Below are 12,726 nucleotides of genomic sequence, written 5' to 3'. Positions count from 1 at the left end.
GAGCATTAACCGGTGTTGCGCATACCTGCCGCAACGCCTGCTATCGTTACCATCAGCGCCTGTTCAACGCGCGGATCCGGCTCTTTACCTTCCTCCTCCGCCAGACGCGAACGGTGCAGCAGTTCAGCCTGTAAAACGTTCAGCGGGTCGGTGTAGATGTTACGCAGCTGGATAGACTCGGCGATCCACGGCAGGTCTTCCATCAGGTGGGAGTCATTAGCGATATCCAGCACCACTTTAATATCGCCTTCAAGCAGCTCGCGCAGCTCTTTACCCAGCGCCCACAGCTCTGGTTTCACCAGCCGCTGATCGTAGTATTCCGCCAGCCACAGGTCGGCTTTCGAGAAGACCATCTCCAGCATGCCCAGACGGGTAGAGAAGAACGGCCAGTCGCGGCACATGGTTTCCAGTTCGCTCTGCTTTCCGTCTTCCACCACTTTTTGCAGCGCCGCACCGGCACCCAGCCAGGCCGGCAGCATCAGACGGTTTTGCGTCCAGGCGAAGATCCACGGAATGGCGCGCAGGGATTCAACGCCGCCGGTCGGGCGACGCTTGGCCGGGCGCGAACCCAGCGGCAGTTTACCCAGCTCCTGCTCAGGCGTTGCTGAGCGGAAGTAAGGCACAAAGTCTTTGTTTTCACGCACGTAGCCGCGATAGAGGTCGCAGGAGATGTCAGACAGCTCGTCCATAATCCGGCACCAGGACTCTTTTGGCTCCGGCGGCGGCAGCAGGTTGGCTTCCAGGATCGCACTGGTATAGAGCGACAGGCTGCTGATGGTCACTTCCGGCAGGCCGTACTTGAAGCGGATCATCTCGCCCTGCTCGGTCACGCGCAGGCCGCCTTTCAGGCTTCCTGGTGGTTGAGAGAGCAGCGCTGCGTGTGCAGGCGCACCGCCACGACCAATGGAGCCGCCGCGTCCGTGGAACAGGGTCAGTTCAATACCGGCTTTTTCGCAGGTTTTGATTAGCGCATCCTGCGCCTGATACTGCGCCCAGGAGGCTGCCATCACGCCCGCATCTTTCGCGGAGTCGGAATAGCCAATCATCACCATCTGTTTGCCCTGAATAAAGCCGCGATACCAGTCGATGTTCAGCAACTGGGTCATCACGTCGTTAGCGTTGTTCAGGTCGTCGAGGGTCTCAAACAGCGGGGCCACTGGCAGGGCATAGTCAATGCCCGCTTCTTTCAGCAGAAGGTGAACGCCCAGCACGTCGGACGGGGTCTTCGCCATGGAGATCACATAGGCGGCCACCGATCCTTTCGGCGCATCCACGATCGCTTTACAGGTGTTGAGCACTTCGCGGGTGTCGTTGCTTGGCTCCCAGTTGCGCGGCAGCAGCGGGCGCTTGGAGTTCAGCTCGCGGATCAGGAACGCCTGTTTGTCGGCTTCTGACCAGCTTTCATAGTCGCCGATGCCGAGGTAGCGGGTCAGCTCGCCCAGTGCTTCGGTATGACGGGTACTTTCCTGACGAACGTCGATACGCACCAGCGGCACGCCGAAACACTTCACGCGGCGCAGGGTGTCGAGCAGTTCGCCGTTGGCAATGATGCCCATCCCACAGGCCTGGAGCGATTTATAGCAGGCGTACAGCGGCTCCCAAAGCTGTTCGTTCTGGCTCAGCAGACCTTCCGGCTTCGGCAGGCGCTGGCCTTTCAGGCGCGCTTCCAGCCAGACCTGAGTGGCCATCAGCTGACCGCGCAGTTTTTTCATCAGGAAACGGTACGGTTCGCTGGCGCCTTCTTCACCGGCCAGCGCGCGCAGTTCCGGCGTGGCTTCCACCATCGACAGCTCGGAGATCAGCACCTGAATATCTTTCAGGAACAGGTCGGTCGCTTTCCAGCGGCTCAGCAGCAGGACGTGACGGGTGATTTCCGCCGTCACGTTCGGGTTGCCGTCGCGGTCGCCGCCCATCCATGAGGTGAAGCGCACCGGAACAAAATCAACCGGCAAGCGGTAGCCCAGGTTCTCTTCCAGCTGTTCGTTCAGCTCGCGCAGGTAGTTGGGGACCCCTTCCCACAGGCTGTTTTCCACCACCGCAAAGCCCCATTTGGCTTCGTCGACCGGGCTTGGGCGATGCTTACGAATTTCATCGGTGTGCCAGGACTGGGCAATCAGCTGGCGCAGACGGCGCATAAGCTGGTTACGTTCGTAGTCGGCAATGTCTTTGTTATCCAGTTGCTTCAGACAGCTGTTCACTTCCACCATTTTGTGGATCAGCGTACGACGGGTGATTTCAGTTGGGTGTGCGGTCAGCACCAGCTCCAGCGAAAGGGATTCTACCGCTTTTTTGATGGTCGCTTCGTTGAGGTCGGGCTGGTCTTTGAGTTTACGAAGGGTGCGGGCAATGACTTCCGGGTTGCTGGCCGCTTCGCCTTTTGGCGAAATGCTGTGGTATTGCTCAGCGGTGTTTGCCAGGTTCAGAAACTGGCTGAAGGCGCGGGCAACGGGCAGCAGCTCATCGTTAGAGAGGTTCTGCAAGGTGGTGAGCAGCTCCTGACGATTGGCCTCGTTACCGGCGCGGGAAGATTTGGACAGCTTGCGGATGGTTTCAACGCGGTCGAGGATGTTCTCCCCCAGTGCGTCTTTGATGGTATCTCCAAGCACTTTGCCGAGCATACTGACATTACTACGCAACGCGGAATATTGTTCGTTCATAAAAACCCAGTCACCCCATCATTTTTGTTTATGCCCATGCGAAAATCTTCTGGACATTATTTTGTCATCTCCCTTTATAAAGCCACGTAAAACCCCCGTCGTCAATTGCTGCGAAAACGGTTCAGCAAACGAATAAATGTGGGCAATTTACGAAATTTAATTCGTATTGCGTCAGATAAGAGATGCTTATGGGAATGTGACGAAGATCATGCGATTTGTTGCCCTCACCCTAACCCTCTCCCACAGGGAGAGGGGACTGTTCGGTGCGTTTTTAATGCCAGCAGAAGTGATGCACAACCTGGGTAATGAGTTCGCGAGTGGGCTTGATGAAGCGGGTTTCGAGATATTCGTCCGGCTGGTGGGCCTGGTTGATGGAGCCAGGGCCCAGAACCAGCGTCGGGCACAGCGTCTGAATAAACGGCGCTTCGGTGCAGTAGTTCACCACGTCGGTTTTCTCGCCGAGCAGTTTTTCCACCACCTGAACCAGCTGATGGTCAGGCGGACATTCGTAGCCTGGAATCGGCGGATGCAGTTCGGAGACCGTCAGACGGCCCGGCCAGCGCTCGCTGACCGGTGCCAGCGCTTCGTTCAGTAAGCCATCCAGATCGCTTAGCGTCATGCCCGGCAGAGGACGGATATCCATATGCAGTTCGCAGCAGGCGCAGATACGGTTGGACGCATCACCGCCGTGCAGGCTGCCGAGGTTTAGCGTCGGATACGGCACGGTGAACGCCTCGTAGTGATAGCGCTCTTTCAGATCGTCGCGCAGGGTCATGATGCGGCCAATCGCGTCATGCATCAGCTCGATGGCGTTCACGCCGCGCGCCGGATCGCTGGAGTGGCCGGACTGTCCGAGCACGCGCACCGCGGTAGAAATATGGCCTTTGTGCGCCCGAATCGGTTGCAGAGAGGTCGGTTCGCCGATGATCGCGCAGTCAGGACGAATCGATGTGTTTTCAGAGAAATAACGTGCGCCCGCCATGCTGGTCTCTTCATCGGCGGTCGCCAGAATGTAGAGCGGCTTTTTCAGGGTTGTCACGTCTACGTCACGCAGCGCGTCGAGGATAAAGGCGAAAAAGCCTTTCATGTCGGCGGTGCCCAGACCATAAAGCTTGTTGTCATGCTCGGTCAGCGTGAACGGATCGCGCGTCCAGCGGCCATCATCAAACGGCACGGTGTCAGTGTGGCCAGCCAGCAGCAGGCCGCCCGCGCCATGTCCGGTACTGGCGAGCAGGTTAAATTTGTGGCGTGTTCCGGGGACGGGCTGAACCTCAACGTTAAACCCAAGATCGCTAAACCAACCCGCCAGCAGATTGATTAAAGACTCATTGCTCTGATCCAGGGCTTCTTCCGTCGCGCTGATGGAGGGTGTGGCAATCAGGGCGCGGTAAATCTCGATAAATGGCGGTAAGTTCATTTTCATTGTTGACACACCTTAGGTCGTGATAGTATCAATATTCATGCAATAAATGTGAATAAAAATACATTATCGTTGAGCATAAAGGAACCCGATGTTGAATACGCTGATTGTAGGCGCTAGCGGTTATGCGGGCGCAGAGCTTGTAAGCTACGTAAATCGCCACCCTCATATGACCATAACCGCTTTGACCGTGTCAGCGCAAAGCAATGATGCCGGAAAGTTAATTTCCGATTTGCATCCACAGCTTAAGGGCGTGGTTGATTTGCCTTTGCAGCCCATGTCTGACATCAGCGAGTTCATCGACGGCGTTGACGTTGTGTTTTTAGCCACGGCGCATGAAGTTAGCCACGACCTGGCACCGCAATTTTTAGCGGCCGGCTGCGTGGTCTTTGATCTCTCCGGCGCGTTTCGCGTTAACGACAGCGCGTTCTACGAAAAATATTATGGTTTCACCCATCAGCACCCGGATCTGCTCGAAAAAGCGGTGTACGGCCTGGCGGAGTGGAGCGCTGACAAACTGAAAGAAGCGGATCTGATTGCCGTGCCGGGCTGCTACCCGACGGCGGCGCAGCTTTCCCTGAAGCCGCTGATCGACGCCGGTCTGCTGGATCTGCATCAGTGGCCGGTGATCAACGCCACCAGTGGCGTGAGCGGCGCCGGGCGCAAAGCGGCGATCTCCAACAGCTTCTGCGAAGTGAGCCTTCAGCCGTATGGCGTGTTTAATCACCGTCATCACCCTGAAATCACCACCCATCTGGGCGCGGACGTGATTTTCACCCCGCACCTCGGCAGCTTCCCGCGTGGGATCCTCGAAACCATTACCTGCCGCCTGAAGCCGGGTGTGGCCAAAGAACAGGTGAGCGAGGTCTTCACGCAGGCGTATGCGGATAAACCGCTGGTGCGCCTGTATGACAAAGGCGTGCCGGCGTTGAAAAACGTGGTTGGCCTGCCGTTCTGCGACATCGGCTTTGCCGTGCAGGGCGAGCATCTGATTGTGGTCGCCGCAGAAGATAACTTACTCAAAGGCGCTGCCGCACAGGCAATGCAGTGTGCAAATATTCGTTTCGGCTTCCCTGAAACGCAGGCTCTTATTTAAGGTGTGATGATGAATCCATTAATTATCAAACTCGGTGGTGTACTGCTGGACAGCGAAGAAGCGCTGGAGCGCCTGTTTACCGCACTGGTGAACTATCGCGAATCACACCAACGTCCGCTGGTGATTGTGCACGGCGGCGGCTGCGTGGTGGATGAGCTGATGAAAGGGCTCAACCTGCCGGTGAAAAAGAAAAATGGCCTGCGCGTGACGCCTGCGGACCAGATTGACATCATTACCGGCGCGCTGGCGGGAACGGCGAACAAAACGCTGCTGGCGTGGGCGAAGAAACACCATATCGCCTCCGTTGGCCTCTTTCTGGGCGATGGCGATAGCGTAAAAGTGACCCAGCTCGACGAAGAGCTTGGCCATGTTGGACTGGCGCAGCCAGGTTCGCCTGAGCTGATTAACACCCTGCTAGAAGGCGGTTTCCTGCCGGTGGTGAGCTCAATCGGCGTGACCGAAGAGGGCAAACTGATGAACGTCAATGCGGACCAGGCGGCGACGGCGCTGGCGGCAACGCTGGGCGCAGACCTGATCCTGCTCTCCGACGTGAGCGGCATTCTGGACGGCAAAGGCCAGCGCATTGCGGAAATGACCGCCGCAAAAGCCGAGCAGCTGATCGATCAGGGCATTATCACCGACGGCATGATCGTTAAAGTTAACGCCGCGCTGGATGCGGCCCGCACGCTGGGCCGCCCGGTGGATATCGCCTCCTGGCGTCACGCAGAGCAGCTTCCGGCGCTGTTTAACGGTACGCCGATTGGCACGCGTATTCTGGCTTAAGATTCTGTGCCGGATGGCGCTTCGCTTATCCGGCCTACGTGAATTTTGTAGGCCCGGTAAGCGCAGCGCCACCGGGCAAAAATATCATCATTAAGGAAATTCGTTATGGCACTTTGGGGTGGGCGTTTTACACAGGCAGCGGATCAGCGGTTCAAACAGTTCAACGACTCTTTGCGCTTCGACTACCGCCTGGCCGAACAGGATATTGTCGGCTCTGTGGCCTGGTCCAAAGCGCTGGTGACCGTTGGCGTGCTGACCGCAGACGAACAGCAGCAGCTGGAAGAGGCGCTGAACAACCTGCTGGAAGAGGTGCGTCTGGATCCGGAGCAAATCCTCCAGAGCGATGCCGAAGATATTCACAGCTGGGTGGAAGGCAAACTGATCGACAAAGTCGGCCAGTTGGGTAAAAAGCTCCATACCGGGCGTAGCCGTAATGACCAGGTGGCGACCGACCTGAAGCTGTGGTGCAAAGAGACCGTCGGCGAACTGCTGGCGGCGAATCGTCAGTTGCAGAGCGCGCTGGTGGACACCGCGCAGAGCAATCAGGATGCGGTGATGCCGGGTTATACCCACCTGCAACGCGCGCAGCCGGTGACGTTCGCGCACTGGTGTCTGGCCTACGTTGAGATGCTGGCGCGTGATGAGAGCCGTTTACAGGATACCTTAAAGCGTCTGGACGTCAGCCCGCTGGGCAGCGGCGCGCTGGCCGGTACGGCGTATGAAATCGACCGTGAGCAGCTGGCAGGCTGGCTGGGCTTTGCCTCCGCCACCCGCAACAGCCTGGACAGCGTCTCTGACCGTGACCACGTGCTGGAGCTGCTCTCGAATGCCTCTATCGGGATGGTGCACCTGTCGCGCTTTGCCGAAGACCTGATCTTCTTTAACTCTGGCGAAGCGGGGTTTGTAGAGCTGTCCGACCGCGTGACGTCCGGCTCCTCCCTGATGCCGCAGAAGAAAAACCCGGATGCGCTGGAGCTGATCCGCGGCAAGTGTGGCCGTGTGCAGGGCGCGCTGACCGGTATGATGATGACCCTGAAAGGGCTGCCGCTGGCATACAACAAAGACATGCAGGAAGACAAAGAGGGGCTGTTCGACGCGCTCGACACCTGGCTGGACTGTCTGCATATGGGCGCGCTGGTGCTGGACGGCATTCAGGTGAAACGTCCGCGCTGCCAGGAAGCGGCGCAGCAGGGGTATGCTAACTCTACCGAGCTGGCGGACTACCTGGTGGCGAAAGGCGTACCGTTCCGCGAGGCGCACCATATTGTGGGTGAAGCGGTGGTGGAAGCGATTCGTCAGGGTAAAGCCCTTGAAGAGCTGGCGCTTGCCGACCTGCAAAAATTCAGCGCGGTTATCGGGGATGATGTCTACCCGATTCTGGCCCTGCAATCCTGCCTGGATAAGCGTGCAGCGAAAGGTGGCGTGTCGCCGAAGCAGGTAGCGCAGGCGATTGCGGATGCGAAAAACCGGTTGGTTTGAATAGTGCGGGCTGGTGCCCTCACCCCGGCCCTCTCCCACAGGGAGAGGGAGAAAAACGGAGCCTGGCTTAGTGCTGGGCTTTTTTTTACGCAAAAAAAAGCGGACCACGGGGTCCGCAAAAGTTCACGTTGGCTTTAGTTTTTCGAGTTTTGAGAGAAACTCGCTGACGGTGCGGGGACGTCAAGGGTCAAACACGTGCCGCCTCGTCTATGTGATGTATTATTCAACAGAATGCTTGATAGGGATAATCGTTCGTTGCTATGCTATCTATCGCCATGAACTATCGTGGCGACGGAGGATGAATAATGAATATTCGTGATCTTGAATACCTGGTAGCGTTAGCTGAGCATCGCCATTTTCGCCGCGCGGCAGACTCCTGCCACGTCAGCCAGCCAACGCTGAGCGGTCAGATCCGCAAGCTGGAAGATGAGCTGGGCGTGATGCTGCTGGAGCGCACCAGTCGTAAGGTACTGTTCACGCAGGCAGGTCTGCTGCTGGTGGATCAGGCGCGCACCGTACTGCGCGAGGTCAAAGTGCTCAAGGAAATGGCAAGCCAGCAGGGGGAAGCGATGTCCGGCCCGCTGCATATTGGCCTGATCCCAACCGTTGGCCCGTACCTGTTGCCGCAAATCATTCCGATGCTGCACCAGACGTTCCCGAAACTCGAAATGTACCTGCATGAAGCGCAAACCCATCAGCTGTTGGCGCAGTTAGACAGCGGCAAGCTCGACTGCGCGATCCTGGCGCTGGTCAAAGAGAGTGAAGCGTTTATTGAAGTACCGCTGTTCGATGAGCCGATGATGCTGGCGATCTATGAAGATCACCCGTGGGCGAACCGCGATCGCGTGCCGATGGCCGATCTGGCCGGTGAAAAACTGCTGATGCTGGAAGATGGCCACTGTCTGCGCGATCAGGCGATGGGCTTCTGCTTCGAAGCGGGTGCCGATGAAGATACCCATTTCCGCGCAACCAGCCTGGAAACGCTGCGTAATATGGTGGCGGCGGGAAGCGGTATTACGCTGCTGCCGGCGCTGGCGGTGCCGCACGAGCGTAAACGTGATGGCGTGGTCTATCTGCCCTGTATTAAGCCGGAGCCGCGTCGCACCATTGGTCTGGTTTATCGTCCGGGGTCACCGCTGCGCAGCCGCTATGAGCAGCTGGCAGAGGCCATCCGGGGTGCGATGGATGGCCATTTCGACAGCGCGTTAAAACAGGCGGTTTAAGCCGTTCAGCGCAGCTACCCGATAAGCTTCCGCCATGGTCGGGTAGTTAAAGGTGGTGTTAACGAAGTACTCAATGGTGTTGCCACCACCTTTTTGCTCCATGATCGCCTGGCCGATATGAATGATTTCCGCCGCGCGTTCACCGAAGCAGTGAATACCGAGGATCTCTTTCGTCTCGCGATGGAACAGGATCTTAAGCGTACCTACACTCATCCCCACGATTTGCGCCCGCGCCAGATGTTTAAACTGGGCACGACCCACCTCGTAAGGCACCTTCATGGCCGTCAGCTGCTGCTCGGTTTTGCCGACAGAACTGATTTCCGGAATGGTGTAGATGCCCGTCGGGATATCTTCAATCAGATGCGCCGTCGCTTCACCTTTCACCAGCGCCTGTGCGGCGATGCGGCCCTGATCGTACGCGGCGGAGGCCAGGCTTGGGTAACCAATCACGTCGCCCACCGCGTAAACGTGCGGCAGCGCAGTCTGGTACATGCTGTTGACCTTGAGCTGACCGCGGCTGTCGGTTTCAAGCCCGATATTCTCCAGCTGCAATGAATCCGTGTTGCCGGTACGGCCGTTGGCGTACAGCAGGCAGTCCGCCTTCAGCTTCTTACCAGATTTCAGGTGCATGATCACACCGTCGTCGCAGCCTTCGATTTTCTCGTACTCTTCGTTGTGGCGAATCACCACGCCGCTGTTCCAGAAGTGGTAGGAGAGGGAATCTGACATCTCCTGATCGAGGAACGCCAGCAGCCGGTCGCGGGTGTTGATCAGATCAACTTTGACCTCCATTCCCCGGAAAATCGACGCATATTCGCAGCCAATCACGCCCGCGCCGTAGATGATCACATGGCGTGGTTCGTGGTGCAGGCTGAGGATGGAGTCGCTGTCGTAAATGCGCGGGTGCGAGAAATCCACGTCTGCCGGATGGTAAGGACGGGAGCCGCAGGCGATCACAAATTTTTCAGCGGTGAGCGTCTCAACCGAACCGTCGTGGCACTCCAGCGCCAGGGTGTGTTCATCCACAAAATGCGCGTTCCCTTGCAGAATTTCACAGTGGTTGCGCTCATAGAAACCCTGACGCATGCGCGTCTGCTGGTTAATGACCGTGTCTGCGTGATTCAGGATATCGGCAAAGGAGGAGCGAAGAAGTCGGGAGTGGTCGCTGTAAAGAGGGTTCTGGTTAAATTCGATAATGCGGCTAACGGCGTGGCGGAGGGCTTTCGAAGGGATGGTGCCCCAGTGGGTGCAACCGCCGCCGACGTTATGGTAGCGCTCAATAACCGCTACTCTGGCTCCCTGTTTTACCAGACCCATAGCAGCACCTTCGCCGCCGGGGCCGGAACCAATAACTATTGCGTCGTAATCGTAGGAATGTGGCATGGCAAGGCTTACCTGTTCTTATACATAAAAGCAACAGAATCATAACATCATTGCCAGGGTAACCCAATTATCGTTGTGCTTTTTTCGGGCAGTGGAGCACAAACCGCCCGTAAACAATCATTCACAAAGCCAGGTAAACAGATTAATTTTATTCTCTGGTATAGTGCCAACGGGCCTTTGGAAGGATTCAACTATCGTGATGGGCGTAAGAGCACAACAAAAAGAGAAAACCCGGCGTTCGCTGGTGGAAGCCGCATTCAGTCAACTGAGTGCTGAGCGGAGTTTTGCCAGTTTGAGCCTGCGTGAAGTGGCGCGCGAGGCCGGGATTGCGCCAACGTCCTTCTATCGTCATTTCCGTGATGTGGATGAACTGGGCTTGACCATGGTCGACGAGAGCGGTTTGATGCTGCGCCAGCTTATGCGTCAGGCGCGTCAGCGTATCGCCAAAGGCGGCAGCGTGATCCGCACCTCCGTGTCGACATTTATGGAATTTATCGGCAATAACCCTAACGCGTTTCGCCTGCTGTTGCGTGAGCGTTCCGGAACGTCAGCCGCGTTTCGTGCCGCCGTCGCGCGTGAAATTCAGCATTTCATCGCGGAACTTGCCGACTATCTTGAACTCGAAAACCATATGCCGCGTGCGTTTACTGAAGCACAGGCCGAGGCGATGGTGACGATTGTTTTCAGCGCGGGTGCCGAAGCGCTGGATGTCAGCATTGAACAACGTAAGCAACTCGAAGAGCGACTGGTATTGCAGCTGCGGATGATTTCTAAAGGTGCGTACTACTGGTATCGCCGTGAACAAGAGAAGTTGGCACATCAAAACGATGAGTGAAGGTGAGTAATGAAACAGTCAGGTCAGGATAAAGGAACGCTGTTGCTGGCATTGATCGCTGGCTTATCCATTAATGGTACGTTTGCGGCGGTTTTTAGCTCAATTGTACCGTTCTCGATTTTCCCGATTATCGCGCTGGTGCTGACGGTGTACTGCCTGCATCAACGTTATCTGAACCGCACCATGCCAGTTGGGTTACCGGGACTGGCCGCAGCCTGTTTTATTCTGGGTGTACTGTTGTACAGCACCGTCGTGCGCGCGGAGTATCCGGATATTGGCTCTAACTTCCTGCCTGCGGTACTGTCTGTGGCGCTGGTGTTCTGGATTGGCTCGCGCATGCGTAGCCGCAAGAGCCAGTTACCGGAGTAATGAATTATTTGTAGGGCAGGTAAGCGAAGCGCCATCTGCCAAAAAATGCCGGATGGCGCTACGCTTATCCGGCCTACAGATCACCGTGCGGTAAGTAAAACGCCGCACTCCATATGGTGCGTATACGGGAACTGATCGAACAGCGCCAGACGTTCAACCTTGTGCGTCTGGCTTAATGTTTCCAGATTCTTGCACAGCGTCTCCGGGTTACAGGAGATGTACAAAATACGCGGGTACGCCTGCACCATCTTCTCGGTTTCGCTGTCCAGGCCACTGCGCGGCGGATCGACAAAAATTGTCTCACACTGGTAGCTCTTCAAATCAATCCCTTGCAGGCGGTTAAACTCGCGTACGCCGTTCATCGCCTGGGTAAATTCTTCTGCCGCCATACGAATAATTTGTACGTTATCAATATGGTTAGCGGCGATGTTGTACTGCGCGGCGGCCACCGACGGTTTGGCGATTTCCGTCGCCAGCACGCGCTCGAAATTACGCGCCAGCGCCAGCGAGAAGTTGCCGTTACCGCAGTAGAGCTCCAGCAGATCGCCCTTAGACCCTTCTGTCGCCTTCAGCGCCCACTCAAGCATCTGCACGTTCATGGCGGCGTTCGGCTGGGTGAAGCTGTTCTCTACCTGACGGTAAACCATCTCTTTACCTGCTACCGGCAGACGCTCGTCGATGTAATCCTGGTCCAGCATGATTTTGGTTTTGGTCGCGCGGCCAATCAGGTGCACGTTGATGTTCTGCGCGCGCAGCGCATCGCGCAGGGCTTCTGCCTGCTCGCGCCACTCGTCGGTCAGCGCTTTGTGATAGAGCAGAGAAACAATGGCCTGATTGCTTTGGGTGGTCAGGTAGTCAATCTGGAACAGCTTGTTGCGCAGCACCGGATTATTGCGTACACCGTCGATCATTAGCGTCATCAGCTGGTTGATGAGCTCACTCGCCGCCGGAAAACTGTCTACGCGAATGCGGGATTTCGTCTGCTGATCGAAAATGATGTGGTACAGGTCATCGCCATCGTGCCAGATGCGGAACTCAGCGCGCATACGGTAGTGGCTGACCGGAGAACGAAACACCTCGGGAACCGGCGCGTTGAAAGGCGTCATCATACTTTGCAGGCGGACAACTTTTTCTGCCAGCTGTGCGTCGTACTGTTCTGTCGGGAGGTGTTCGGGGGTCATGATGCGTCCTGAGTGATAAAGAATTACGCGGGGATTGTAGGGATTGTGCAGTGGATGTCCAGATTTAATGGCTAATAGCTATCTGGACATCTATACGTGTCTAATTGTAGCATTCTGTTTCCGGTCTCCTGAGAGTGAAAAGGGAATCCAGTGCAAATCTGGAGCTGACGCGCAGCGGTAAAGACTGGCGGGATGAGAGTTGTAGACACTGTGAAAATGGGAAGTCTTCATCCGTATAACGCCACCCAGCCCGAAGACCTGCCGGGATCACGTCGCATTTGGTTTCATCATCGCGTGCTA

10 protein-coding genes and 1 riboswitch are annotated in these 12,726 nt (G+C 56.7%); of the genes, 6 read left to right on the top strand and 4 right to left on the bottom strand.

Annotated elements, in window-relative coordinates:
- Window positions 1-5 precede the first annotated feature (5 nt).
- A complete protein-coding gene (gene ppc / locus ACQG1Y_RS22915) occupies window positions 6-2,657 on the bottom strand; it encodes a phosphoenolpyruvate carboxylase (protein WP_047055741.1) in 2,652 nt (883 codons plus the stop codon).
- 271 nt (window positions 2,658-2,928) lie between these two features.
- A complete protein-coding gene (gene argE / locus ACQG1Y_RS22910) occupies window positions 2,929-4,080 on the bottom strand; it encodes an acetylornithine deacetylase (RefSeq protein ID WP_015569956.1) in 1,152 nt (383 codons plus the stop codon).
- 88 nt (window positions 4,081-4,168) lie between these two features.
- Between argE and argC the strand changes: the two genes are divergently transcribed.
- From argC to oxyR, 4 genes are all read left to right on the top strand, one after another.
- Window positions 4,169-5,173, top strand: coding sequence for an N-acetyl-gamma-glutamyl-phosphate reductase (argC, locus tag ACQG1Y_RS22905; protein ID WP_368740934.1), 1,005 nt, complete (start codon window positions 4,169-4,171; stop codon window positions 5,171-5,173).
- 6 nt (window positions 5,174-5,179) lie between these two features.
- Window positions 5,180-5,956, top strand: coding sequence for an acetylglutamate kinase (gene argB, locus ACQG1Y_RS22900; protein WP_086626605.1), 777 nt, complete (start codon window positions 5,180-5,182; stop codon window positions 5,954-5,956).
- Between the two features lie 105 nt (window positions 5,957-6,061).
- The gene (gene argH, locus ACQG1Y_RS22895) at window positions 6,062-7,435 is read left to right on the top strand and encodes an argininosuccinate lyase (protein WP_032104309.1); all 1,374 of its coding nucleotides are present in this window, start codon (window positions 6,062-6,064) and stop codon (window positions 7,433-7,435) included.
- Window positions 7,436-7,740: 305 nt separating this feature from the next.
- The gene (gene oxyR / locus ACQG1Y_RS22890; RefSeq protein WP_003862055.1) at window positions 7,741-8,658 is read left to right on the top strand and encodes a DNA-binding transcriptional regulator OxyR; all 918 of its coding nucleotides are present in this window, start codon (window positions 7,741-7,743) and stop codon (window positions 8,656-8,658) included.
- On the opposite strand, the gene sthA is transcribed toward oxyR, so the two are convergent.
- Window positions 8,641-10,041: a Si-specific NAD(P)(+) transhydrogenase gene (gene sthA / locus ACQG1Y_RS22885; protein ID WP_003862057.1), complete on the bottom strand. Its 1,401-nt coding sequence runs from the start codon at window positions 10,039-10,041 to the stop codon at window positions 8,641-8,643. The genes oxyR and sthA overlap by 18 nt on opposite strands.
- Window positions 10,042-10,237: 196 nt before the next feature.
- On the opposite strand from sthA, the gene fabR reads away from it, so the two are divergent.
- Together fabR and ACQG1Y_RS22875 are read left to right on the top strand one after the other, a co-directional pair.
- On the top strand, window positions 10,238-10,876 hold the full coding sequence (gene fabR, locus ACQG1Y_RS22880; RefSeq protein ID WP_003862059.1) for an HTH-type transcriptional repressor FabR: 639 nt from the start codon (window positions 10,238-10,240) through the stop codon (window positions 10,874-10,876).
- A 9-nt stretch (window positions 10,877-10,885) separates the two neighbouring features.
- Entirely contained in the window at window positions 10,886-11,245 is a 360-nt protein-coding gene (locus tag ACQG1Y_RS22875; protein WP_017383113.1) for a YijD family membrane protein, read from the top strand.
- A gap of 80 nt (window positions 11,246-11,325) precedes the next feature.
- Here ACQG1Y_RS22875 and trmA read toward each other — a convergent pair whose 3' ends face one another.
- Window positions 11,326-12,426: a tRNA (uridine(54)-C5)-methyltransferase TrmA gene (gene trmA / locus ACQG1Y_RS22870; protein ID WP_003862063.1), complete on the bottom strand. Its 1,101-nt coding sequence runs from the start codon at window positions 12,424-12,426 to the stop codon at window positions 11,326-11,328.
- Window positions 12,427-12,530: 104 nt separating this feature from the next.
- Window positions 12,531-12,706, top strand: a riboswitch (cobalamin riboswitch).
- Window positions 12,707-12,726 lie beyond the last annotated feature (20 nt).

The organism is Enterobacter cloacae complex sp. 397G4, from assembly GCF_050031515.1.
Taxonomy (GTDB): Bacteria; Pseudomonadota; Gammaproteobacteria; order Enterobacterales; family Enterobacteriaceae; genus Enterobacter; species Enterobacter hormaechei_C.
Note: the sequence above shows the minus strand (reverse complement) of the source record. Positions and strands in the feature narration are given on the sequence as shown.